The 23,200-nt window shown below is 69.6% G+C and carries 26 protein-coding genes and 3 pseudogenes; 11 read left to right on the top strand and 18 right to left on the bottom strand.

Features of this window, described 5'->3' with window-relative positions; all coding sequences use genetic code 11:
* Positions 1-66 precede the first annotated feature (66 nt).
* Positions 67-2,058 (bottom strand): molecular chaperone HtpG, encoded by a 1,992-nt coding sequence (gene htpG / locus AB0P17_RS01140; protein ID WP_365806412.1) that lies wholly within the window; start codon positions 2,056-2,058, stop codon positions 67-69.
* A 347-nt stretch (positions 2,059-2,405) separates the two neighbouring features.
* Here htpG and kdpF point away from each other — a divergent pair, with 347 nt between their 5' ends.
* From kdpF to AB0P17_RS01110, 6 genes are all read left to right on the top strand, one after another.
* Entirely contained in the window at positions 2,406-2,495 is a 90-nt protein-coding gene (kdpF, locus tag AB0P17_RS01135) for a K(+)-transporting ATPase subunit F (RefSeq protein ID WP_037817630.1), read from the top strand.
* Between the two features lie 8 nt (positions 2,496-2,503).
* On the top strand, positions 2,504-4,192 hold the full coding sequence (gene kdpA / locus AB0P17_RS01130) for a potassium-transporting ATPase subunit KdpA (RefSeq protein ID WP_365806410.1): 1,689 nt from the start codon (positions 2,504-2,506) through the stop codon (positions 4,190-4,192).
* A gap of 35 nt (positions 4,193-4,227) precedes the next feature.
* Positions 4,228-6,348 carry a potassium-transporting ATPase subunit KdpB gene (kdpB, locus tag AB0P17_RS01125; protein ID WP_365806408.1) on the top strand — a complete coding sequence of 707 codons (2,121 nt, stop codon included), beginning with the start codon at positions 4,228-4,230 and terminating at the stop codon, positions 6,346-6,348.
* 5 nt (positions 6,349-6,353) lie between these two features.
* Positions 6,354-7,034 (top strand): potassium-transporting ATPase subunit C, encoded by a 681-nt coding sequence (locus tag AB0P17_RS01120; RefSeq protein WP_365806406.1) that lies wholly within the window; start codon positions 6,354-6,356, stop codon positions 7,032-7,034.
* A gap of 62 nt (positions 7,035-7,096) precedes the next feature.
* Positions 7,097-7,366, top strand: a complete 270-nt coding sequence (locus AB0P17_RS01115; RefSeq protein WP_365806404.1) for a type II toxin-antitoxin system prevent-host-death family antitoxin — start codon at positions 7,097-7,099, stop codon at positions 7,364-7,366.
* Positions 7,363-7,623 carry a Txe/YoeB family addiction module toxin gene (locus AB0P17_RS01110; protein WP_153178759.1) on the top strand — a complete coding sequence of 87 codons (261 nt, stop codon included), beginning with the start codon at positions 7,363-7,365 and terminating at the stop codon, positions 7,621-7,623. The genes AB0P17_RS01115 and AB0P17_RS01110 overlap by 4 nt, the downstream gene beginning before the upstream one ends.
* Positions 7,624-7,700: 77 nt before the next feature.
* Here AB0P17_RS01110 and AB0P17_RS01105 read toward each other — a convergent pair whose 3' ends face one another.
* The 3 genes and pseudogenes from AB0P17_RS01105 to AB0P17_RS01095 all read right to left on the bottom strand — a co-directional run bounded on the left by AB0P17_RS01105 (position 7,701) and on the right by AB0P17_RS01095 (position 9,082).
* Positions 7,701-8,324: a histone-like nucleoid-structuring protein Lsr2 gene (locus AB0P17_RS01105; protein ID WP_365806403.1), complete on the bottom strand. Its 624-nt coding sequence runs from the start codon at positions 8,322-8,324 to the stop codon at positions 7,701-7,703.
* A gap of 62 nt (positions 8,325-8,386) precedes the next feature.
* A pseudogene (locus AB0P17_RS01100) lies at positions 8,387-8,577 on the bottom strand (hypothetical protein).
* Positions 8,578-8,587: 10 nt separating this feature from the next.
* Complete coding sequence (locus tag AB0P17_RS01095; RefSeq protein WP_365806401.1) at positions 8,588-9,082, bottom strand: DUF5753 domain-containing protein; 495 nt, start codon at positions 9,080-9,082, stop codon at positions 8,588-8,590.
* Between the two features lie 31 nt (positions 9,083-9,113).
* On the opposite strand from AB0P17_RS01095, the gene AB0P17_RS01090 reads away from it, so the two are divergent.
* The gene (locus tag AB0P17_RS01090; RefSeq protein WP_365806400.1) at positions 9,114-9,362 is read left to right on the top strand and encodes a hypothetical protein; all 249 of its coding nucleotides are present in this window, start codon (positions 9,114-9,116) and stop codon (positions 9,360-9,362) included.
* Positions 9,363-9,415: 53 nt separating this feature from the next.
* Here AB0P17_RS01090 and AB0P17_RS01085 read toward each other — a convergent pair whose 3' ends face one another.
* Together AB0P17_RS01085 and AB0P17_RS01080 are read right to left on the bottom strand one after the other, a co-directional pair.
* Positions 9,416-10,885: a hypothetical protein gene (locus AB0P17_RS01085; protein WP_365806398.1), complete on the bottom strand. Its 1,470-nt coding sequence runs from the start codon at positions 10,883-10,885 to the stop codon at positions 9,416-9,418.
* 239 nt (positions 10,886-11,124) lie between these two features.
* Positions 11,125-11,415, bottom strand: a pseudogene (locus AB0P17_RS01080) (LLM class flavin-dependent oxidoreductase); the annotation flags it as partial.
* A gap of 116 nt (positions 11,416-11,531) precedes the next feature.
* Here AB0P17_RS01080 and AB0P17_RS01075 point away from each other — a divergent pair.
* A complete protein-coding gene (locus AB0P17_RS01075) occupies positions 11,532-12,338 on the top strand; it encodes a glucose 1-dehydrogenase (RefSeq protein ID WP_365806397.1) in 807 nt (268 codons plus the stop codon).
* Positions 12,339-12,612: 274 nt separating this feature from the next.
* Here AB0P17_RS01075 and AB0P17_RS01070 read toward each other — a convergent pair whose 3' ends face one another.
* From AB0P17_RS01070 to AB0P17_RS01040, 7 genes are all read right to left on the bottom strand, one after another.
* Positions 12,613-14,229 carry an MFS transporter gene (locus tag AB0P17_RS01070; RefSeq protein WP_365806395.1) on the bottom strand — a complete coding sequence of 539 codons (1,617 nt, stop codon included), beginning with the start codon at positions 14,227-14,229 and terminating at the stop codon, positions 12,613-12,615.
* Positions 14,226-15,557, bottom strand: coding sequence for a hypothetical protein (locus tag AB0P17_RS01065; RefSeq protein ID WP_365806393.1), 1,332 nt, complete (start codon positions 15,555-15,557; stop codon positions 14,226-14,228). Before AB0P17_RS01065 ends, AB0P17_RS01070 begins: the two co-directional genes overlap by 4 nt.
* A 234-nt stretch (positions 15,558-15,791) precedes the next feature.
* Positions 15,792-16,130 carry a type II toxin-antitoxin system PemK/MazF family toxin gene (locus tag AB0P17_RS01060; RefSeq protein WP_365806391.1) on the bottom strand — a complete coding sequence of 113 codons (339 nt, stop codon included), beginning with the start codon at positions 16,128-16,130 and terminating at the stop codon, positions 15,792-15,794.
* The gene (locus AB0P17_RS01055) at positions 16,124-16,369 is read right to left on the bottom strand and encodes a hypothetical protein (RefSeq protein ID WP_365806389.1); all 246 of its coding nucleotides are present in this window, start codon (positions 16,367-16,369) and stop codon (positions 16,124-16,126) included. The genes AB0P17_RS01060 and AB0P17_RS01055 overlap by 7 nt, the downstream gene beginning before the upstream one ends.
* Before the next feature lie 85 nt (positions 16,370-16,454).
* Positions 16,455-17,312, bottom strand: coding sequence for a hypothetical protein (locus tag AB0P17_RS01050; RefSeq protein WP_365806387.1), 858 nt, complete (start codon positions 17,310-17,312; stop codon positions 16,455-16,457).
* Between the two features lie 341 nt (positions 17,313-17,653).
* Positions 17,654-17,875, bottom strand: a complete 222-nt coding sequence (locus AB0P17_RS01045) for a DUF397 domain-containing protein (protein ID WP_365806385.1) — start codon at positions 17,873-17,875, stop codon at positions 17,654-17,656.
* Entirely contained in the window at positions 17,848-18,138 is a 291-nt protein-coding gene (locus tag AB0P17_RS01040; protein ID WP_365806383.1) for a Scr1 family TA system antitoxin-like transcriptional regulator, read from the bottom strand. Before AB0P17_RS01040 ends, AB0P17_RS01045 begins: the two co-directional genes overlap by 28 nt.
* 351 nt (positions 18,139-18,489) lie before the next feature.
* On the opposite strand from AB0P17_RS01040, the pseudogene AB0P17_RS01035 reads away from it, so the two are divergent.
* Positions 18,490-19,447, top strand: a pseudogene (locus tag AB0P17_RS01035) (PP2C family protein-serine/threonine phosphatase).
* A gap of 175 nt (positions 19,448-19,622) precedes the next feature.
* Here the strand turns inward: AB0P17_RS01035 and AB0P17_RS01030 are convergent.
* The 5 genes from AB0P17_RS01030 to AB0P17_RS01010 form a co-directional block, all read right to left on the bottom strand.
* The gene (locus tag AB0P17_RS01030) at positions 19,623-20,240 is read right to left on the bottom strand and encodes a DUF5994 family protein (protein WP_365806381.1); all 618 of its coding nucleotides are present in this window, start codon (positions 20,238-20,240) and stop codon (positions 19,623-19,625) included.
* A 101-nt stretch (positions 20,241-20,341) separates the two neighbouring features.
* Positions 20,342-20,566: a hypothetical protein gene (locus AB0P17_RS01025; RefSeq protein ID WP_365806380.1), complete on the bottom strand. Its 225-nt coding sequence runs from the start codon at positions 20,564-20,566 to the stop codon at positions 20,342-20,344.
* Positions 20,567-20,628: 62 nt separating this feature from the next.
* Positions 20,629-20,805 carry a hypothetical protein gene (locus tag AB0P17_RS01020; RefSeq protein WP_365806378.1) on the bottom strand — a complete coding sequence of 59 codons (177 nt, stop codon included), beginning with the start codon at positions 20,803-20,805 and terminating at the stop codon, positions 20,629-20,631.
* Positions 20,806-21,139: 334 nt separating this feature from the next.
* Entirely contained in the window at positions 21,140-21,643 is a 504-nt protein-coding gene (locus AB0P17_RS01015; protein ID WP_365806376.1) for a hypothetical protein, read from the bottom strand.
* Positions 21,644-21,703: 60 nt separating this feature from the next.
* Positions 21,704-22,003, bottom strand: coding sequence for a hypothetical protein (locus AB0P17_RS01010; protein ID WP_365806374.1), 300 nt, complete (start codon positions 22,001-22,003; stop codon positions 21,704-21,706).
* Here AB0P17_RS01010 and AB0P17_RS01005 point away from each other — a divergent pair.
* Together AB0P17_RS01005 and AB0P17_RS01000 are read left to right on the top strand one after the other, a co-directional pair.
* Complete coding sequence (locus tag AB0P17_RS01005; RefSeq protein ID WP_365806372.1) at positions 21,975-22,751, top strand: hypothetical protein; 777 nt, start codon at positions 21,975-21,977, stop codon at positions 22,749-22,751. The two genes, AB0P17_RS01010 and AB0P17_RS01005, sit on opposite strands and share 29 nt — an antisense overlap.
* Entirely contained in the window at positions 22,748-23,158 is a 411-nt protein-coding gene (locus tag AB0P17_RS01000; RefSeq protein WP_365806370.1) for a hypothetical protein, read from the top strand. The genes AB0P17_RS01005 and AB0P17_RS01000 overlap by 4 nt, the downstream gene beginning before the upstream one ends.
* Positions 23,159-23,200: the final 42 nt, after the last annotated feature.

Here is a 23,200-nt window from a genome sequence, read left to right as displayed (position 1 = left end):
TGCCGGAGGGCGGCCGCCGGTGCCGGTGGCCGCCCTCCGAAGTGTTCCGCATCCTGCCGCCGGGAGCTACAGGGTCCGCTCCAGCCGGTCCGCCATCAGCTTGATGAAGCGTGACGGATCGGCGAGTTCGCCGCCGTCCGCGAGGAGCGCCATCCCGTAGACCAGTTCGGCCGCCTCGGCGAGACCGGAATCCGAGGGCGAATCGGCGTGGGACTTGCGCAGGCCGGCGACCAGCGGGTGCGTCGGGTTGAGTTCGAGGATCCGCTTGATGCGCGGCACGTCCTGGCCCATGGCGCGGTACATGTTCTCCAGCGCCGGGGTCACGTCGAAGGTGTCCCCGACGATGCAGGCGGGCGACACCGTGAGCCGCGAGGAGAGCCGTACCTCCTTCACCTGCTCGCTCAGCTGCGAGGACATCCAGGTCAGCAGCGCGGCGAAGTCCTGCTGCCGCTTCTCGCGCTCGGCCTCGACCTCCTTCTTCTCCTCCTCGGTGTCGAGGTCGACCTCGCCCTTGGCGATCGACTGCAGCGGCTTGCCGTCGAACTCGGGGACGGACTGGACCCACACCTCGTCGACGGGGTCGGTGAGGAGCAGCACTTCGAACCCCTTGGCGCGCAGCGCCTCCATGTGCGGCGAGTTCTCGATCGCCGTACGGGACTCGCCCGTCATGTAGAAGATGTGCTGCTGCCCCTCCTTCATGCGCTCCACGTACTGCTTGAGGGTGGTCACCCCGTCGTCATCGTGGGTCGAGGCGAACGACGAGACGCCGAGAATGGCGTCGCGGTTCTCGAAGTCGCTGAGCAGCCCTTCCTTGAGGACCCGGCCGAATTCCTTCCAGAACGTCGCGTAGGACTCCGGACGGTCGGCCATCATCTCCTTCACCGTCGACAGCACCTTCTTGACCAGGCGCCGGTGCATCAATTGGATCTGCCGGTCCTGCTGGAGGATCTCGCGCGACACATTGAGCGAGAGGTCCTGCGCGTCGACCACGCCCTTGACGAAACGCAGATAATCGGGCATCAGCGCTTCACAGTTGTCCATGATGAAGACGCGCTTCACATAGAGCTGGACTCCGCGCTTGCTCCCCTGGGTGAACAGGTCCTGTGGTGCGTGCGACGGGAGGAAGAGCAGCGCCTGGTATTCGAAGGTGCCTTCCGCCTGCATGCGGATGGTTTCGAGCGGGTCGGTCCAGTCGTGGCTGACGTGCTTGTACAGCTCGCTGTACTCCTCGTCGGTCACCTCGGTCCTGGAGCGGGCCCACAGCGCCTTCATCGAGTTGATCGTCTCGGGTTCGGGCGTCGCGTCGGAGGCGGCAGCGCTGTCAGTGGCGTCAGCGGCGTCTGCGGCGTCGGCGCCCTCGGAGCCGGTCGTGTCAGCCGCGTCGGCGGTGGCCGGCTTCGCCTCGGCGGCCATGCGGATCGGCCAGGTGATGAAGTCCGAGTAGCGCTTGACGATCTCCTTGATCTTCCACGCGGAGGTGTAGTCGAAGAGCTGGTCCTCGGAGTCCTCCGGCTTCAGCCGCAGCGTGACCGCCGTGCCGCGCGGCGCCTCGTCGACCGTGTCGACCGTGTACGTGCCCTCACCCGTGGACTGCCAGCGCGTCCCCTTGCTCTCGCCCGCGCGCCGGGTCAGCAGGGTGACCTCGTCGGCCACCATGAAGCTGGAGTAGAAGCCGACGCCGAACTGGCCGATGAGTTCCTCGGAGGCCGCCGCGTCCTGCGCCTCCTTCGCTTCCTTCAGCTCCTTGAGGAACTTCGCCGTGCCGGAATTCGCGATGGTTCCGATGAGCTCCACGACGTCGTCATGCGACATTCCGATGCCGTTGTCACGTACAGTCAGCGTGCGCTGTTCCTTGTCGACCTCGATGTCGATATGAAGGTCGGACACGTCTTCTTGGAGTTCGTTACGGAGGGCTTCCAGCCGCAATTTGTCCAGCGCGTCGGAGGCGTTGGAGACCAGCTCGCGAAGGAAAACATCCTTGTTCGAGTAGATCGAATGGATCATCATCTGGAGGAGCTGGCGTGCTTCCACCTGAAACTCGAACGTCTCGGTCGTCATATCCAAGGATTCCTTTCCTCGCTCAATTCGGGGGCATCAATACCGTCAATACGTGGAGCCGTATTGCGTGGAGCCGCCCTCCATCGTATCCAGGCCGTGCCCGCGCCAACCGGCGATCCGCGCAGCGCGTAAGAGAGCCGTCAAGCCGGTGGCCGGCGCCGTATGGACACCGTCAACGGATGACAGAAGCCCCGAACAAGGAGGTTTCCTCAGGACGTCCGTTCCCCTCGTACCTCACCCGTACCGAACCTCATTCAGGAGCCCACGATGGCCGATCTGGCCTTCGTCGTCGCCACGGTCGCGGTCTTCGCGCTGGTGGCCCTCGTCGCCAAGGGGGTGACGAAGCTGTGACCGCCGAGAACGTCGTCGGCCTGGTCGTGGCCGTCGCCCTGCTGGGATATCTCGTCCTCGCCCTGCTGTTCCCGGAGAGGTTCTGAGCCCCGCCATGAGTCCTGTCCTCGCCGGTGCGCTCCAGTTGCTCGCGCTGATCGTGGCGCTGGGGCTGGCGTACCGCCCGCTCGGTGACCACATGGCCCGCGTCTACTCCCCGGACCCCTCCGCCGGTCGGGGGACCGGCCGCCATCTGCGGGTCGAGAAGTGGATCTACCGGGCCATCGGCGCCAACCCCGACACCGAGATGCGCTGGACCGCCTATCTGCGCGGTGTCCTCGCCTTCTCGGCGGTGAGCGTCCTCTTCCTCTACCTGCTCCAGCGCGTCCAGGGCGGACTGCCCGGCTCGCTCGGCTTCTCCTCGATCGACCCGGACCAGGCGTTCAACACGGCCGCGTCGTTCGTCTCGAACACCAACTGGCAGTCGTACTACGGCGAGCAGTCCATGGGCCCGGTCGTCCAGACCGGCGGGCTCGCCGTGCAGAACTTCCTCTCCGCCGCCGTCGGCATGGCCGTCGCGGTGGCGCTCGTACGGGGCTTCGCCCGCTCCCGTACCGGCGAACTGGGCAACTTCTGGGCCGACCTGGTGCGGGGCACCGTACGGATCCTGCTGCCGATCTCCGTCATCGGCGCCGTCGTCCTCGTCGCCTGCGGCGCGATCCAGAACTTCGCCGGCATCCACGAGGTCGGACAGTTCCTCGGCGGACCCCAGCAGTGGAACGGCGGTGCGGTCGCCTCCCAGGAGGCCATCAAGGAACTGGGGACCAATGGCGGCGGCTACTTCAACGCCAACTCCGCGCACCCCTTCGAGAACCCCAACGGCATCTCCAACCTCTTCGAGATCTTCCTCATCCTGCTCATCCCGTTCGCCATGACCCGGACCTTCGGCAGGATGGTCGGTTCCGTCAAGCAGGGGTACGCGATCCTCGCCACGATGGTGGTGATCTGGCTCGGCTTCACCGCACTGATGATGTGGACCGAGTTCCACCACGGCGCGCCCGCGTTCGACATCGCGGGCGGCGCGCTGGAGGGCAAGGAGACCCGGTTCGGCGTCGGCGGCTCCTCGATCTGGGCGGTCGCCACCACTCTCACCTCGACCGGCGCGGTCAACTCCTTCCTCTCCTCCTTCACCGGATTCGGTGGCGGGATCGCGCTGCTGGGCATGCAGCTCGGCGAGATCGCGCCCGGCGGGGTCGGTTCCGGTCTGTACGGGATCCTGATCATGGCCGTCATCGCGGTGTTCCTCGCCGGTCTGATGGTCGGACGTACGCCCGAGTACCTGGGCAAGAAGATCGGCACCCGCGAGATCAAGTTCGCCGCGTGCTACATCCTCGTCACCCCGGCGCTGGTGCTCTGCTTCACGGCCGTCGCGATGGCGCTGCCCACCCCGGTCCACTCGCTGACCAACTCGGGGCCGCACGGCTTCTCCGAGATCCTGTACGCCTACACCTCGGCCGGGAACAACAACGGCTCGGCCTTCGCCGGGCTCAACGCGGACACCCAGTGGTTCAACACGAGCCTCGGCATCGTGATGCTGCTCGGCCGCTTCGTCCCGATGGTGTTCGTCCTCGCGCTGGCGGGATCGCTGGCCGAGCAGCGGCCGATCCCCTCGACGGCGGGCACCCTGCGTACGGACAAACCGCTGTTCACGGGCGTGCTCGCCGGCACGATCCTGATCGTCACCGGGCTGACCTACTTCCCCGCGCTGGCGCTGGGGCCGCTGGCCGAAGGGCTGGCGTCATGACCATTCGTACGCGCAGGGAGAAGCAAGAAGGCACGATGTCCAGTCCCACCACCCCCACCTCCACCCCGGCCTCGGCTCCGCACAGCGATCTCTCCACCGGACGGGTCGGCGTCGGGTTCTTCGACCCCGGACAGCTGCTCAGGTCCCTCCCGGACGCGCTCAGGAAGCTCGATCCACGGGTGATGATCAAATCCCCGGTGATGTTCGTGGTCGAGGCCGGCTCGGTCCTGACGACCGCGCTGGCGATCCTGGATCCGGGCGACTGGTTCGGCTGGGCGATCACCGCGTGGCTCTGGCTGACCGTGGTCTTCGCCAATCTGGCGGAGGCGGTCGCCGAGGGCCGTGGCAAGGCGCAGGCCGACACACTGCGCCGGGCCAAGACGGACACGGTCGCGCGCCGGCTCACCGGCAGCGGTCCCGAGGCGGGCGAGGAGCGGGTCCCCGGCACGGAACTGCGCATCGGCGACCGGGTGGTCTGCGAGGCGGGCGACATCATCCCCGGCGACGGCGATGTGACCGAGGGCGTCGCCTCCGTGGACGAGTCCGCGATCACCGGCGAGTCGGCCCCCGTCATCCGCGAGTCGGGCGGCGACCGCTCGGCCGTCACCGGCGGTACGAAGGTGCTCTCCGACCGGATCGTCGTCCGGATCACGACCAGGCCCGGCGAGACGTTCATCGACCGGATGATCGCCCTGGTCGAAGGCGCGGCCCGGCAGAAGACCCCCAACGAGATCGCGCTGAACATCCTCCTCGCGTCCCTCACGATCGTCTTCCTGCTGGCAGTGGTCACCCTCCAGCCGTTCGCCACGTACGCCCACGCCGAGCAGTCGATGATCGTACTGACGGCTCTGCTGGTCTGCCTGATCCCGACGACCATCGGCGCCCTGCTCTCCGCGATCGGCATCGCCGGGATGGACCGCCTCGTCCAGCGCAATGTGCTGGCCATGTCGGGGCGGGCGGTGGAGGCGGCGGGTGACGTGTCCACGCTGCTGCTCGACAAGACCGGCACGATCACGCTCGGCAACCGGCAGGCCGCCGAGCTGGTCCCCGTACGCGGCACGGACCCGGCGGAGCTGGCCGACGCGGCCCAGCTCTCCTCCCTGGCCGACGAGACGCCCGAGGGCCGCTCCGTCGTCGTCCTCGCCAAGGAGCGGTACGGGCTGCGCGAGCGCCACCAGGGCGAACTGGCCGGCGCCACCTGGATCGCCTTCACGGCGCAGACCCGGATGTCGGGCGTCGACATCACGGAGGACGGTGCCGCGCGCAAGGTACGCAAGGGCGCGGCCGGTTCGGTGACCGCCTGGGTCATCGAGCGCGGCGGCCAGGTCTCCGGGGACACCCGCGAACTGACCGACGCGATCTCCCAGGCGGGCGGCACGCCGCTGCTCGTGGCCGTCGAGGACGGCGCGGGCGCGCGGGTGCTGGGCGTCATCCACCTCAAGGACGTCGTCAAGGACGGCATGCGCGAGCGCTTCGACGAACTGCGCCGCATGGGCATCAGGACCGTCATGATCACCGGGGACAATCCGCTGACCGCGAAGGCGATCGCGGACGAGGCGGGCGTGGACGACTTCCTCGCCGAGGCCACCCCCGAGGACAAGATGGCCCTGATCAAGCGGGAACAGGCGGGCGGCAAGCTCGTCGCGATGACGGGCGACGGCACGAACGACGCGCCCGCGCTCGCCCAGGCGGACGTCGGCGTGGCCATGAACACCGGCACCTCGGCCGCCAAGGAGGCCGGGAACATGGTGGACCTGGACTCGAACCCGACCAAGCTGATCGAGATCGTGGAGATCGGCAAGCAGCTCCTGATCACGCGGGGCGCGCTGACGACGTTCTCCATCGCCAATGACGTCGCGAAGTACTTCGCGATCATTCCGGCGATGTTCGCGGTCGTCTACCCGGGCCTGGACAAGCTCAACATCATGCGGCTGTCGTCCCCCGAGTCGGCGATCCTCTCGGCGGTCGTCTTCAACGCGCTGATCATCATCGCCCTCGTACCGCTGGCGCTGCGGGGCGTACGGTACCGGCCGACCAGCGCGGACCGGATGCTCCGGCGCAACCTCGGGATCTACGGCCTCGGCGGCCTCGTCGCCCCCTTCATCGGCATCAAGATCATCGACCTGCTCATCTCCCTCGTCCCCGGGATCGGCTGACCGTCATGAACATCTCCGTACGCAACACCGCGCGCCTGCTGGGGGCCGGGCTGCGCGCCCTGCTCGTCCTGACCGTGGTCTGCGGGGTCGTCTACCCGCTGGCCGTCACCGGAGTCGCCCAGGGCCTCTTCCCCCACCGGGCCAACGGCTCGGAGATCACCTCCGGCGGCAAGGTCGTCGGCTCGGAACTGATCGGCCAGAGCTACCTCCTGCCGAAGAAGAACCCCTCCGACGCCTCGGAACAGCCCCGCCCCGACCTGCGGTGGTTCCAGCCGCGCCCGTCCCGGGGCCTGGGCACGAACACCGTCAACACCCAGTACAAATTGCTGCTCTCGGGCGCGACGAACCGTTCCGGCGACAACAAGGAACTCATCGCCTGGGTGACGGCCGCCAAGGCCGCCGTCATCAGGGACAACTCCACCCCGGGCCACCCGGTCGCCCCCGACGCCGTCCCCCCGGACGCGGTCACCTCCTCGGGCTCGGGCCTCGACCCCGACATCTCCCCGGAGTACGCCCGCCTCCAGATCAACCGCGTCGCGGAACGCAACCACCTTCCCGTCGACCGGGTACGCGCCCTGGTGGACGCCCATACGACGGGGCGGACGCTGGGCTTCATCGGGGAGCCGCACGTCAACGTCCTGGAGCTCAACATCGGGCTGAGGGCCCTCGGTGGCGCCGACCGGTGACCGCGCTTGCCGTGCCGCGGGTCCAGACGTACAGTTTCTTGTACGTGAGAGAGGGATTGCTTGTGAAGACCATGACGTATTCCGAGTCCCGCGCGCGGTATGCCGAGGTACTCAACTCCGTCAATGACGACCGTGAAGAGGTTGTCATCACCCGGGCTGGACACGACCCCGTCGTCATAGTCTCCCTTGAGGACTACGAGTCCCTGAAGGAGACCGCGTATCTGTTGCGGAGTCCCGCCAACGCCCGGCGCCTGCTCGCGTCCATCGACGAGCTGGAGAGCGGTGGCGGTACGGTGCGTGAGCTGACGACGGACGACCAGGGCCGCGCGTGAAGATCACCTTCTCCTCCCGGGCGTGGGAGGACTATCTGTGGTGGCAGCTTCAGGACCGGAAGATCCTCAAGCGCATCAATACGCTCATCACCGACATCGCCCGGAACGGCAACGAGGGGATCGGCAAACCGGAACCGCTCAAGCACGGGTTCCAGGGCTACTGGTCGCGCCGCATCAACGACGAGCACCGGCTGATCTACAAGGCCACCGAAGACGGGGTTCTGATCGCGCAGTGCCGTTACCACTACGAGAGCTGACACCACCTGAGGCTGCCGTGGCGCGGGGCGCGAGGTGTTCCCGCGTCCCGCGCCAGTCCCGCTAGCGCATCCGGCGCTCACCGCGATGCCTCGTACGCCTCGCGGACGGGCGAAGGGATCCGCCCGTGGTCGTTGACGAGATAGCCGTTCGCGCGGGCCCAGCGGCGTACCGCCTCGTCCTTCGGCCGGTGAACGCCCGTGCCGCCCGAGGCGACCCCTTCCAGCCGGTCCGCCGCATCATGGAAGAAGGCGGACAGGGACGGGTATGCCCCTTCCGCGGGGAAGGATCCTTCGCTCCAGGACCCGACGCTTCCGGTGCGAGTGCTCAGGAACCTCCCGTAGAAGCCGTCGCGTTCGGCAGCGAACGGCACCCATTCCCGGCGCCAGGACGGGTGGCCGGGGTCCTCGGACGGTTCCATTTCCTCCATGGCGACCTTGTGGAGGTAGACCCGCTCGATGTCCGTGAGGCCGAGAAGGAGCCCGCCGCCGGGGACGACTCCCTGGCACCCCAGCGCCACCAGACTTACCCGGGCATCAGGCTGCCTGCCGGCATCGATGTCGTTCGCGAGGAGCCACTGCCGCATATCCCTCGGCAGTTCCAGGCCCATACGCCTTTCGGCTTCGGCGACAGCAGTGGGGCACCCCGGGCCACCCAGCGCAGCGAAAACTCCAGGGGCGTGCTGCTCAAGCCGGGCGGTCACCCGGGCCCACGCCTGCCGGACGTCTCCTGCCTCGTCTTTCGGTATTTCTCCTCCGGCAATCCCTAGAGCAGGTGGTCGGCCTTGCCGGCCTTGATGTCGCGGATGAGGGTGGCGAGGGCTTCGCGGGGTCGGTGAGGTAGGTGTCCTCCTGGCCCGCGACGGCGATGTAGGCGTTGCCGCTGGGGTCGGTGCCGATACGGAAGCAGTTGTTGCCTTCCCCGCAGAACGGGTCTTCCCAGGTGATCTTGTTCATCGTGTTCCCCTCATAGCTCTCGGACGAGGTTGTGGATGAAATCCGGCGAGGCGCTTGCTGACAGGCATTCCTTGTTCATCCACTCCAAGTGGGCCCGGTACTTGGCGAGATGTGGCTCGGTGTGCAGGAAGTCCGGACCGTGGGCCGAATCCACCTGCGCGGTGTCGAGTTGGGGCACGGCTCCCTCCGCGTAGAGCAGGGCATGTCCCGCGCCGGGGAAACTGCCGCGTTCGAAGGGCACTATGCGGATCGTGATGTTCTCCTTCTCGGACGCTGTGATCAGCACGTTGAGCTGATTCCGTGCTGCCTCACGACCGCCGAAACGCATGCGCAGCGCCGCTTCGTGTACGTAACCCACGAAGCCGGGTGGCTGTTCCCGGTCCAGTACCTGCTGCCGTTCCATGCGGTGGGCTACGCGGAGTTCGACTTCGAGGCGCGAGAGCGCCGGGAGGACCGCCGCGAAGATGCTGCGGGCGTAATCCTCGGTCTGGAGCAGACCGGGCACATGAGCGGTTCCGTGGGTCTACTCGGCCGCCGTGCTGGGCGATCCGGAGCCGGCACGAGACGATGATCAGTACCGCATCGCGACGCTGCGCAACTACCGCAGCCTGATGCCGCTGGCCCACGACGCCCGCAAAGCGATGTTCGAACTCAAAGCGGCGGACGGCGCGCTCGGCAGTACGCAGAAGTATGTGCAGACCTGTTACCGGGAGTTCCGGGAGCTGGCCGAGAACGTCATCACGCTCGCGAAGGAGCGGAAAGCGGCCGAAGGGGCTGCCGACTGAGCTTCCGACGGCCTGACCGGTCCGGTATGGCGCCGCCTTCGTGCACAACCCCCTCAGGCCCGCTGCCGCCGACGCCGGTACAGGGCCGCCAGGATCACGACCACCACCGCTCCGCCCGCGCCCGCCGCCCACAGGACGGGGCTCCGGTAGAGCGGGGCGGGGGACGCGTCGAGCGGGATGGCGGCGGTGTCGTTGCCGGGGGTGCGGTCGTAGGGGTTGTGCGTGCGGATGGTGCCGCGCGCGCCGGGGACCTGGCGGTCGATGCGGATGCGGAAGTCGATCGTGGTCGTCCCGTCCTCGTGCCGCGCGTCGAGGAAGCTGACCTGGCCGATGTCGCAGACGAACGCTCCGCCGGGCTTCTCCGGCCGCTGGCACGCCCAGGCGCTGCCGTCGTTCTCGAAGACGTACGGGATGGAGGTGACGGTGGTGCCCTCCGGCGGGACGACCTCGAAGCCGCCCTGCGTCTCGGTGTCGGCCGGCCGGCCGGGGCCGTGGTCGCGTACTCCGAGCCGTACCTTCACCGTGTCGCCGACCCGGCCCCGGACGGGGGACGTGACCGGCTCGTAGTCGGCCTGCACCGTGGTCTCGACGCGGATGTCGGTGCTGCCGTTCGTGAGGCCACGCGGGGTGGCCGTCCGGGTCAGCGTCAGCGGGGTGTCCGTGCCGCGCGTGGTGAGACCGTCGAGATCGCCGGGCTTCCGCGGATCGGACGACCAGCTGTAGGAGAGCGTGCCCATCAGCTTCCCGGGGGCGGAGGTGTAGCTGACCGGGGAGGTGAGGCGGTACGCGGAGCCCGGCGCGGCCCGGGTGGGGAACGTGCACCACGCCGAGGTGAACGCGGCGTCGAAGGAGCAGTTGCGGGGGTGCGAGGTCAGCCGCAGACCGTCCCGCGCCGTGATGTGCAGGGCGACGCCGTCCTCCGTGGTGAACCGGCTGTGGTTGGCGAACCTGGGGGTGAGTGGTGCCGGCTTGCCCGGTTCCAGGCCCTTGACCGCCTTCTCCTTCTCGGGCGTGTGGAGCGTGGGGCCGCCTACGGTCATGCGGGTCGTGCCGGTGACCGGGGACGCGTTCTCTGCGGTGGCGGTGTACGTCACCGTCCCGCTGTCGCCGGGCCGTACGCCGTCGACGCCGTGGAGGGTGAAGGGCGCGTTGGCCTCCCCGTCGCCGTTCTGCACGTCGCCGTAGGCGCAGGTGAACACGGGGCCGCCGCCGGTGCAGTTCCCGTAACCGCCCTTCACCGCCCGCCCGACGCCCGCCAGCCCCGACGTGTCCACGACGACCTTGACGTCGCGGGCCGGGCCGCCGTCGCTCGGCAGGACGGCGACGGGGACGACAAAGTCATCGTTCTCGGCCCCGGCGCCCTCGTCGGCGTTGTACGCGCGGAACGTCGCGGGGGCTTCGAGACGCAGCGCGACCTCGCGGGAGCCGTCGGCCGCCGCGGGCACCGACGCCGCGGCGAGCACGGTGGCGAGAGCCGCCGCGAAGGCGGCCGGGCGTCGGGTGATCCGTATGTGTCCGGGCATGCGGGCACTATGCCAGTAGGGGGACGGGGGTGGCATCGACCGCCGGCTCTCTTGGCCGGATCTCCGCGAGCGGTTGTGGGCTACGGGGTGTGCGGCGCCGGCCTGCTCCTTGACCAGTTCGTAGGAACGTACGCGGTCGGCGAGCGCGTACACGGGCGTGACCAGCATCAGTTCGTCCGCGCCGGTCGCCTCGGCCGGCTCCGTCAGTCGGCCCGCGACCGGTGATCGGGCCGGCCCCCGGCCGGCGTGCCGACCTGCTCCGTCAGCATGAGCGGTGTGCGGTTGGGCGCCATGCCCCCTCCGGACCCGAGGCGGATCGACGAGGTCGACGCGGCCGTGTGCGCGGTGAGCACGACGGGCGGGAAGGCGCCGATCGCGGGGGAGTGGTGGTGCTCGGCGTACCGGAGTCTGCGGTAACCGAGGCGATCGAGGTGTCCGGCGAAGGCGGCGGTGTCGCGCAGGGCGTCCGCGGCGCCGGCGCCGGCCTGGACCATCGCGACTTCCAGAGCGGAGAGAGGCACATTGGTCATACGGTCAGCATAGGAAGCAAAGCCCCACCATCATCGGTACGTTGACGGATTGCGGTGAGGGCCCAGACTTGCCGCGATGGCCCCATTACCGGTCGATCGGCTCATATGCTCGGACGATGACCGAACGGGAGAACACGCAGGGGTATGGCCAGGGCCTGTTGACGGGCCGGGTCGCGATGATCACGGGAGCGTCCAGCGGGATCGGCGCGGCTGCCGCCGCGCTCTTCGCGCGGGAGGGCGCGGCGGTCGTCATGACGGCGCGCCGCGCCGACCGGCTGGAGGCGCTGGAGGAGGAGATCACCGCCGCGGGCGGCCGCGCACTGGCCGTTCCCGGCGATGTCACCGACCCGGACGACGTGCGGCGGGTGGTCGAGGCGGCCGTGGAACGGTTCGGCGGCCTCGACTGCGCCTTCAACAACGCCGGCTACGCCACCATCGAAACGTCCCTGCACGAGACGGACGACGAGGTGTTCGACCGCACGATGGACGTCAACGTGCGCGGCGTCTGGAACTGCATGAAGCATCAACTGCCGGTGATGCTGGCCTCGGGCAGGGGCGGCTCCATCGTCAACACCAGCAGCACGGCGGGCCGTTACGCCACCGGCGCCTCCGTGCCGTACGTAGCCTCCAAGCACGCGATCCTCGGCATCACGCGGGCCGCCGCGGCCGAGTACGGGGGACAGGGAGTACGGGTCAACGCGCTGGTCGTCGGCACCACGCGCAGCGAGATGATCGACGGGGCGGTACGCCAGGTCCCGGCGCTGGAGCAGGCGTTCATCGCCCCGCAGATCCAGAAGCGCATGGCGGAGCCGCGCGAGATCGCGGAGGCCGCGGTCTGGCTGTGCAGCGACCGCTCCTCGTTCGTCACGGGTACGGCGATGCCCGTCGACGGCGGGATCTCGGCGCAGGCGAAGGCGGGCTGACCCGGGCCGACGATAGTCAGGGCGCCCCCCGCCGGTCCGCGGCGGTCAGGGGGTGGCCGCCCGGTTGTTCCGTACCGTGAGGCGCAGCGCCGAGCCGGCCGCGTCGAACGCGCCGCCCGCCACGGCCGCCCGCTGAGCCCCGACGACCCTCTGGGTGAACCGAACCTGCGGCCCATGCTGGACGGCAGCGGCTGGCAACTGGACTGCTACGAGGACGCCCACGCCTACTTCCCGGCCCGAGCGGTCCGCGTCCCCTGACGGGAACCGGCCACCGCTACGCCTTGGCCGAACCGGGCTGGACCGTAGGGATCCGGTGCGTGAAGAACAGCGCGACGAGGGCGCTGAGCGCGAGGACGGCGAGTGCGGCGCGCAGCCCGTCGAGTCTTGCTGCCGCGTTCGCGTCGAGCGCGGCGGAGGTCACCTCCGGGCTCGCTCCGGCGTCCTTGAGGGCGGTCTTGAGCTGCGCGTCCGACAGGAACGGCACGCCGCTCCGGAGCTGGGCGTTCGCCTGGGTCTTGACCTCGGACGGGACCGCCGGATTCTCTTCGATGCTGGTCAGGAACGACGTGGTCAGTGTGGCGATCAGGATCGACCCGGCGAGGGCCGTACCGATCGAGGCCCCGAGGTTGGTGACGGAGTTCTGGACGCCGCCGACCTCCGCGCTCTGCTCGTCCGGCACCGCGGAGACGGTGACCGAGCCGAGCTGGGAGGCCAGCGCGCCCATGCCGAGACCGATCAGCAGCAGCGGGATCGTGACGATCTCCGCGCCCGCGTTCGCGTCGAGCGCCGCCATCAGGACCACCGCCCCCGCGAACATGGCGAGCACCCCGAGCCGCACCACCCGCCGCGGCGAGACGTCCGGGAGAAGCCGCGGGATCAGGATCGCGGCCGCCAGCAGCGTCAGCGAGAGCGGCAGAATGCGCGCGCCGGTATCGAGCGCGGAGAGGCCGAGCGCCACCGACAGATAGAGCGGTACGACGAAGAACACGCCCATCTGCACGAGGTACTGGAAGAAGAACATCGTCAGGCCGCCGGTGAGCTGCTTGTTCTCCATCAGCGCCGGGTCGACGAGCGGCTCCCTGCCCCGTACGACGAGCCGCGCCTCCCAGCGGAGGAAGGCCCAGAGCAGGAACAGCCCCGCCAGCATCAGCCACACGACCGGCGACACCCCCAGCCACGACGGCGCGTCGGGCTTCGGCCGGAACCACCCCCACTGGTCCGAACGCAGCACGCCGAACACGAAGATCCCGAGCCCCAGGGCGGAGAGCACGACCCCGACGAGATCGATCCGCGGGCGCCTGCCGGGCACCGCGTCGGCGACCCGCCGGGCGAGCACCAGGATGCCGAGCACGAGCACGACCTCACCGGCGAACACCCAGCGCCAGGAGAAGTACGTCGTCGCCACACCCCCGATGAGCGGCCCCACCGCGATCGCGACCGCCCCGGCGGCGGCGACGAGTCCGTACGCGCCGGGGCGGCGTTCCACGGCGAAGTTCCCGGCGACGAGCGCCACGATCGCGGGCAGGATCAGCGACGCCCCGACCCCCTCCAGGAGCGCCCAGCCGACCAGCAGCACCGGGAGGTTCGGGGCGAGCGCCGTCGTCAGCGACCCGCACCCGTAGACGGCACAGCCGATCATGAAGGCCCGCTTGCGGCCGATCAGAGCGCCCACCTTGCCGCCGGGGATCATGAGCATCGCCATCACGAGCGTGTACGCGGTGATCGCGCCCTGGATTCCGGTCACGGTGCTGCCCACGTCCTCGGCCACCGTCGCGATCGACACGTTCATGACGGAGCTGTCGAGCGCCATCAGGAACTGGCCCGCCGCGAGCGTCAGCAGGACCGTCCGCGCCGATGCCGAACTCCCGCGCGTGTCCGCTTCGGCGGTCACTGCCGTACTGTCGATCGGTCGGCGGGCGGGGTGCCGTCGGCATCCAGGAATTCCCGGATCGCGAAGCCGACCAGCGTGAGCACCGCCGTCCACACCACGACCACCATGGTCGGGTAGGTCCAGGTGAACAGCACGATCGCAGCGACGACCAGGATGGCGACGCCGATCCAGCGCTTGAAGCGGTGCACGAACCGTCCGACCGCACCCAGGCGAAGCCCCGCGGACTCCGCCACGTCACGCAGCGCGGTGATGCTCCTGCGGCAGCCCGTACGGATGCGAACGGCGACACGGGACGGACCGGCGAGGAACGCGCCGAGGGCGGTGAAGAGGGCGACGGCGCCGAGCGCCCGCACACCGGCCCGCAGGAACTTGATCAGCGCGTCGTACACGGCTCCGGCAGCGGGCTGGGACGTACCGGGAGGCAGATGGCCGAGGTAGACGTCGCGTACGACGGTGAGGGCGATACCGAGAACCAGCATGGCGACGAACACCGCCAGCGCGACGCCGATCAGGGCGTGCCGGCGGTTGACCGCCATGAACACCCCGGCGGCCGCGATCAGCAGGGCGATGACGGGCAGCCAGCCGCCGAGGATCTGCAGCACGCGCAGGTACGCCTTGATCTTGCCGACATCCTTCGACTCGAACACGACGAAGCTCGTGTGGACCGTCGGGATCTTCGCGGCGGGCCCGAAGCCCGCGCTGACCAGCCGGTCCTTGACGCGGGCGATGATCGGGCCCACGTCGATGGTGACCTGGTTGTTCTTCAGCGAGACCGCGCTGTTGGCCTGCCCGGTCAGTGCCTTGTCGAGCGCGGCGTGCGCCCGGCGGTTGCCCTTCACCCAGACGGTCTGGAAGGCGCTGCTGGTGACCACCCGCTCCACCGTGCCGCTGATCAGCTGTTTGAGCCCCTGCTTGATCGGCCCGTCCAGACTGTTCAGCAGCTTCGCCGCCCGGGGCGGGACGCCCTTCTGCGCAGCCGCCGTCGATAGTTCTTTGACCAGCGCGTCCACGTTGATCTGCGCCAGGACCACGTCGGTGACCCGGTTGGTGACCGCCTTCTGCACATCGGGGTCCTTGGCCAGCGGCCCGACGGTGGCGATGTAGCGGTCGGTGTCCCGCACGATGCTGTTCGCCCACACCGCCACGACGGACAGCAGGGACAGCAGCGCGGCGAGGAGGATCAACAGAACCGAGCCGAACGAGCGCAACGGATGCCGGCCCGCGCTCCGCGGCGGCCCGCCCTTCTCCAGGGCATGGAGCCGGCGCCGCAGTTCGTCCAGTTCGCCGCGCTCCGGGTCCGAGAGGCGACCGTCGCCGTTGTCGCTCATGACCACAAGAAGATCGCCATGGCCGGGAACGCGCGACCGGGGCGAAGCACTCGTGTGAACGTCCCGGGCTGCGCAGGGCACCGGCCGATACCGAGAAGGGAGAAAGGGTTACGAAGTCCCCGTGGGCCGCCGGCCCACTCCGCCCCAGCTCACCGACCGGCCGGCGCGAGGCGGTCGATACTGAGACGGAGGTGGGGTTCCCTGGGGACGGGTGGCTCTCCGGGGTGGTGACAACTACACCAGCCCCAGGATCACGCGGACGCGCTCTTCCACGCGCCGCGTCTCGCTCGGAGCCAACAGGCCGAGGCGCCGCCGAACCCTGGGTTTGTCGACAGTGTGCAGGTCGGCGCAGTTCACGTACGACTCGTCGTACTCGGTCCTCCCGCAGTCCGGACCGATCGGAACGTGGGTGGAGACGGGGCCCGAGGTCCCGGTGATCACGGCGACAGTGACCGCTGACAGTGGTTCCGCGACGCGGTTCACCGTGAGGACGAGAACCGGATGCGGGCCGAGGGGGCTGGGGAGAGCGCAACCCCATACCTCGCCCCGCAGGGCGGAGCCGATATTCACCATTCGGGCTCGTCCGCCGCCGCTGGCTCGTCCGCGGTCGCGGGCAGAACGCCCGCGGGGGTCGGAGCCTGGGCGCCCTGGTAGAACTCGCGGATGTCGCGGGAGGCGGCAACCTCGGCTGCCTCGCGGGAGAGCAGCCGAAGCCCCTCGCGCAGGGCATCGGACAGCGAGTGCAGCTTGAGGGTCTGCATCACCTGCTGCAGGTACTCAAGCTCGTCCGGGCGCGGCCGCACCTGAGCCACGTTCGTCGCACCGCCCCCGCCTTGCTTCGGACGGGCCGCGTCGCATTCTCGTGTCTCCTTTGGTCAAGCGCTCTGAACCGACGACTCAGGCGGCAGCCGGCAGGCGTGCCTCGGGCAGTCGGCAGTCCCGGCAGTGTCGTACGGGTTCCGGTGCGCGAAAGGCGCGCTCGCAACCGTCGCAGGTCTGGAAGGGCAGCATGACGGGGCGCCCGGTGTCCTCCGGGAGAGGCGGTGGGGGAGGTACGGGCAGCGGCTGCTCCCGCAGGCGGAAGGCCAGGACGCGGGCCGGGCGGGCCCGGAAGCGGTCGGGGAGTCCCGTGGTGAGCAGTTCGGTGATCTCGCGTGCTCCGACCCCGGCGGCCAGCCACTCGGAGACGGCAGGTGCCAGCTGCGCGGCCTCGCGCGCGGACAGGACGAGGCGGGGATCGACGCGGCGCAGCGTCGACAGTACGGCGACTGCCTGCGGGTCGGCGTCGGCGAGCGCTGCCGGTCCCTCCGGGGCGTCCGAAGCGGGAGCGGGCGCCGCCTCCGTGGCGGGCGCCGAAAGTAACGGCGCATCCTCGGCGGCGGGCCGCTTGCGCGGCCGGGGCGGCTTCGGCGACCCGTCCGACCCGACCGGGTTGTCCGGACCGTCGGGGCCGTAGGTTCCGTCGCTGCCGGGGACGTCGTAGAAGAACGTCCGGGTACGGATCTGCCCGGCGGCCAGACGTTCGCGGCGGCGCTCCAGGTATCCGGCCGCTTCGAGCTCCCTGAGGGCCCGGGAGATCAGGATCTCGCCCTCGTCGAAGTGCTCGCACAGGGCGGTGATGCTCACGGGGGCGCCGTCGGGCAGGGAGAGGATGTACGTTGCGACACCGACCGTGACCGCGCTGCCGCGCCGTTGTGCGAGGGCGTTGGAGATCACGGTGAAGTCGGCGGAGAGGCGGGTGCGGACGTGGAGCACACCGGAGGTGGAGCTCCGGCGGCGGCGCGCAGGGGAGCGTTAGACTGCGAATCAGCCATGGGGAAGGTGCTACTTCCTGAGTGGTCAGGCCCTCGATCGGGATTGCCGTCCCGGCCGGGGGCCGAAGTCTGTGTGCGGTTGTCGCCGCGAACGTAACCGCTCGTATCCCGCACCCGCAAGCCGGTCACTCGGACGAGTGACGCGGGCCGTTGCGGCCGGGGAGGGTGGGTGGGGGGTAGTTCTTTTCCCCGGTTCTTTGGGGAGGTCAGCGGCGTGCCGGGCCCTCGCGGACAGGGGGCCGGTGAGCCCGGGACGCGGACGGCAACCGGAGCCCGGCAGCCTCAGGGACGGTGGTGCCCGCCCTTCAACTCCCCTATGAAGACGGTCCAGGTGGCGGCTTCGAAGCACAGCGCCGGACCGTGCGGGACCTTGCTGTCACGGACGGGGACGACGGCCTCTTGGAATCCGTTGGCCACCTCCACGCAGTCGCCACCCGCCTGATTTCTGTAGCTGCTCCTGCGCCAGGCGGCGCCGTTCAGTTCGGGACGGGAGATTCGCGCCACGGTCGTTGCCCCTCCATGGTGGACCGGATCATGTCGAGCGACATGAGAGGGGGTAGCGCTGCTGCCCGCAGCCGATCGTAAATCACCTTGTAACGACTGAAACTGGTCGGTTCTTCGATGAGTCGGCCGTAGTCCGAGCCTTCCGTGTAGGCCACTTCCAAGCCGTCCGGCAGGGTCAGGATCGTCAGCGAGCCACCCATCGCCTCGTGTCCGCCTTGGTCGAACGGCAGTACCTGCACGGTGATGTGGCGTTCCGGTCCCACGCGGAGAAGTCGCGCCAACTGCGCCGGCGGTTCCCGTTTCCGTGGCGGCCGGGGCTCTTCGGGGCGAGACGGCAGCACACCCGGCCAGGCGTCACAACGACGTCGAGAGCAGGCTGTCCTGACCGTGTGTGACATGCCGCGTGCGGCGTGATGGGCTCTTCGGGCTGGTCGGCCGCGTCACTCTGTGCGGGTTGATCACGGCCGCGTCAGGAGCTCGTGTGTACAGATCAGGTGACGGGGCGGGCACTGGATCCGCGGCACGAGATGAGCGGGAACGCAGAGGCCGAGGCTTTGAGGGGCCGGTGCGGAGGTTTGCCTGTGGCGAAAGGTGAGCGGCGGCCCGACAAGGGAATGGTGGACCGGTCGGAAGGGCTCGGTGAGCGGCTGCTGGGGTGCTGCTGGACCGGGCGCACGAGATGCCGCCGCAGTTGGTCGCCCCGCTGATCGCGGAAGAGGTGGTCAGGGTCGGTGGCCGCGACGTCTCGATCCTGCTGCAGGACTACGGCCAACTGGTGCTGGTGCCGTTACCGGGTCGGCGGCTGGTGGTCGGCGAGCCCGAGCTGATTGATGACTCTCCCGCCGGTGCGGCCTTCCTGTACGCGACCGTCGCCGAGGTGCCGCAGGCCGACGGCATCCGGATGTATCTGCCGCTGCTGGACGGCAGCGACCAGGTGGGCGTGATGGCCCTCACTCTGGACACCGTCGATGACGACGACCGGCGGCTGTTGCGCAGGCTCGCCGGCCTGGACGCCGCCACGATGGCGACCGTCGCCGTCGGGGCCTACCGGCACGCCCGACGTGCCGACATCGGCCTGTCCGAGATCTACGCGTTCATGGACCGGGCCATCTCCGAGCAGTTCGGGCCCGACCACTTCGTCACCGCGCAGATGATGCGTCTGGACATCGCGACGGGCCACCTGCAGTGGGTCAACGCCGGTCACCCCGCACCACTGCTGATCCGCAACCATCAGGTCGTCCAGCAGTTGGCAGGCCCGACCATCTTGCCCGTCGGGTTCGGCGGTGAAGATCCCCAGATCAGCCAGCTGACGCTCCAACGCGGCGACCGAGTGCTGTGCTTCACCGATGGCCTGGTCAAGGAGCACGAAGCCGGCGAAGAGCAGTTCGGCGAGGAACAGCTCATCCACTGGGTCAACCGCATCGAACACGGAGAGAGAGGAGTACGAGCGGTGGTGCGCTCACTCTCCCACGCCCTGAAGCGGCAACGGGCGGCCGCACCAGCGACGACGCGACCCTCTTCCTGATCGAATGGCGCGGGGGCACCGCCGACCACCTCGCCGTCCTGGAGTGAGCCGACAGCCGCACCACCATGCACCGAGCCGACGGCCCGTAGTTGCTGGGACAGTCGCCTCACCGACCACGGCGGGTGCGAACCCGGGCGCGAATCCATCCGTGACGACACGCCTGCCCCGGCCGGACCGCCGCAGCGGAGCATCTCCAGCGCGACGGCACTTCCACTCCGGCCGCTACGAGTCGTCCGGACCTCGCGAGAGCGGCCTGGTTCGGCCGGTGGCGGTCTCCGCGGGGCCGCGTAAGGAGGTGCTGCCGGTGTCGTGTCCGCCCTCGGATTCCCAGACCCTTTCCCGGGTCGAGTCCCATGCGGCGGCCTCGACGGCGATGCGGAAGAGCTCGGCCTCTTGGATCAGGCCGCTCGCGGTGAGTTCTCGCGCCGGGTCCGTGGCTGTGGTCATCAGCCGGGCGGCCGTGACGGCGTCGGTCTCGGGGGGGATCACCAGCAGGTCCCAGCGGCCGGCGGTGTAGGAGAGCAGCAGCAGTTCGTGCGGGTCCTGCTCGGCCTTGAACCAGCCGACCTTCACCACATGGCCCTGGACGGGAACTTTGCGGGGGATGACCCCCCAGAACGTGGGGTTCACGGTGACGCGGGTGATCCGCCCCCACAGCGGGTCCAAAACGGCGGTGAGCGCGGGCAGTTCGGCTGTCAGGTCGCGGGAGCGTGGCCACCATGCGCCGTCGATCAGGGCGGGGGCCGAGCCGGGCGGCGCCAGCTGCAGCCGGAGAGGTGGCGGTGAAGAACGGGAGGTCCGCTCTTCGGCCGCGGGCTCGTAGAACATGGTTACGGTCATCACGCGGACCCTGCTCCGGGCCGACCGGAACCGGCCCGGTGTCGTCAATCGCCGGGGACGGCACCGGCACCGAAGCCGGTGTACGAAGTACCTCGGTCTCTTCAGACTACTCCTGGCCGGGGTCCGCTGAACGGCTGCCGTGGCGTGAGTTCCACAGCGTGCCGGTCGCCCGTTGCCCGCCGTCGGCGGATGGCGCGACGTCCGGCGCGCCGGGAGCGTCGGACGTAGGCGATGGCCACGTCGGCCGCGAGAACCACGACGCCGTTGATCAGCAGATATCCCAGGCCCTCGGCTGCCAGGCCGATGCTCCCCAGGGCAACGGCCACGAGGACGAGAAGAGCACCATCGCCTGCCTTGGACCGGACCGGGTTGGACGGGGCGCGGTCGCTCAGCGGCGCGCGAGTTGGCGTTCGCCCTTCGCGCGTGGCTGGTAGGTCATGCCGTAGTGCTGGAAGATCGCCTTCTCCTGTTGGGCGGGCAGGATGTCGTCCGTGCCGATCGAAGGAGCCTTTCCCACCGCCACGTCATGGTCGCGCCACTCACGGATATCGGCTGTCCGGATCACGCCCTCTCCCTTCCGTGCGAGGCGCCCTCACGAGGCACGGGCCAACGGCTCCGGCGCAAACACGCCGGAGCCGCCCTTCCGGGCGGTTGCACGTGAGAGTGAACCAACCCATAACCAACGATACTGCGGTCCGTGCGGCCCGGACGTGTGCTCCCGGCCGGCCCCTTGACGGTTCGGATCGCGGCGGTGGTGGACATGGCGATCGCCGCTGTCGTCCTCGCGTCGCTACCGTCGTTCTCGCGATGACGCCGACACGCACACGCACACGCGCCCGGACCTGGAGCGGAGCGGCGCCCACCCGCACGGATGACACCCCGCCGTTCCGCCAGGGCGTTCACGAGATGATCGACGACCTTGTCGAATGCGACCTCGGCCTCTTCGCAGCGGTACCGAGCCCGGGGGCCGGTGTCCAGCGGAACCACGGAGTGCCGTCAGCACGTCGGCGGGCCTTGGCCAGCGCGATCCGCTGCGGCCGCGCCACCAGGTCGTAGGTGAGTCGGCGGGCGACATCGCGCGGTTTCATGGGCCGCGCTTCGTCAAGCCGTCGCTGAACCCATTCCGGGCTGAGCTCGACACCGCGCTGGCCGAGGAACGCGTCCCGGACCCGACCGGTGAGTTCGTCCACCCGACGGGCATTGGTGGCGAGCACCCGCAGTTCGGCGAGGGGCAAGGGATCACCCGCCCACCTCAGGTCGTGCTCGGCGGGCAACGGCGCTCCGGTCGTGCTTTGCGTCGCGGGCAGGGAGGACAGGAACGCGTCCACCGTCATGTCGGGCAGCTCCGCGGCGAAGCGGTCGGCCACTTCCTCGATCGGTAGCAGTCCGTCGACCTGTTCCACGAGCCAGGACCACAGGCGGCGCCACGCTCCGACGGAATGGTTTCGCAGCACCACTCCGCGTTAGGCACCAGCCACGTCGATGCCACTGGTCACGGGATCGGTGGTCAGGAAGTCGCCGAAAGCGAGCACATGGCCGATGTCGCGGGTGAAATATCGGACGGGATGTGTGGCGACCATACGAGCCAGAAGTTGAATCGTCTGTCGTCGTGTTGCCGAGCGGGAGCCTGCTTCGGCCGGTGCACCGGGCTCGTACATGAGGTTCGCCGGCCACGCCCCGTCAGGATGCTCACCGCCCACGCACACGCACAGCCGGTTCCCGAAAGAGGCCACCGTGCGCAAGTTGGTGATGGACGTGTCCATCGACGGCACGGAGGCAGCCGCTCTCGGCGTCATGAGCCAGGGCGAACTGCACTCCCTCGCGCTCTCGCTCTTCCTGCCGCGCGCCGCCGTGCCGGACAGCCCCTTCGGGTTCGTCGTCATCGACGACCCGGTGCAGTCCATGGATCCCGCCAAGGTCCACGGCCTCGCGAAGGTGCTGCATGACCTTGGGCAGACCCGGCAGGTCGTGGTCTTCACCCACGACACGCGGCTCCAGCGGGCCTTCACCAACCAGGAATTCCCGGTGACCGTACTGGAGGTGGAGCGGCAGGGCGGGTCCGCGGTGACTGTGCGGCGGGTGACCGATCCGGTCGGCCAGGCCCTGGCCGACGCCCGCGCACTCATCCGCACGCCGAACCTCCCGCCCGTCGCGATGACCCATGTACTGCCCAGCCTCTGCCGCACAGTCCTCGAACGCGTCTTCTTCGAGGCCGCGTGGCTGCGGCTGCACCGGGCGGGGATGGCCGAACACGAGGCGGAGAAGACCGTCGCGGGGGCCGTCACGCTGATGGACATCGCCGCCCTGGGGCTCTTCGGAGACCCGTCGAAGAGGGCCAGTGGCCTCTACCGCGAGCTGCGCAGGCGGTGCGGACCCGGGGCGGTGGACCTCATCCGGCAGTGCCAGGAGGGTGCCCACCCGTCGGGCACCTCGATGCCGGACCCCCACCGGTTCGTGGACGACATCAAGGCCGTCGCCCTGACGGTACGCAAGCCCGAGGAGGGGCCGTGAACCAGACGATTCGCCAGCTGCTCGACACCGCCGACCTGCTCCTCACAGACACCGGCGAGCCCGCCGCGTCCGCTGCTGCCGCGACCGGACCCGCCGCGTCCGCTGCTGCCGCGGCGAGCCGGTGCCGAGGCGCCGTCTTCGCCCTCCGTACCGCGCTGGAGAGCGCGGTCGCCGACCGCCTCACCGTCCACCGGGCCCCGCGCGCGATACGGGAGGGCACCCAGCGCGCCGAGTTCCTCTGGCTCCGCGGTTGCGCGGAGGCCGGCACGGCCCGCCGGGCGAAGGCCGTGTGGAGCCAGCTCTGCCTGGGATGCCACTGCCACCAGTACGAGATCGGTCCCACGGAGGACCAGGTCCGCGCGTGGCGTACCGAAGTCGCGGCGGTTGTCGCCCTGCTGGCCCACTGATCGGCGTTCGGCCCCGTACCCCCGGTTCCGCCGGGCGGAGAG

Origin of the sequence: Streptomyces sp. NPDC088124 (assembly GCF_040685895.1) — a bacterium.
GTDB lineage: Bacteria > Actinomycetota > Actinomycetes > Streptomycetales > Streptomycetaceae > Streptomyces.
Note: the sequence above shows the minus strand (reverse complement) of the source record. Positions and strands in the feature narration are given on the sequence as shown.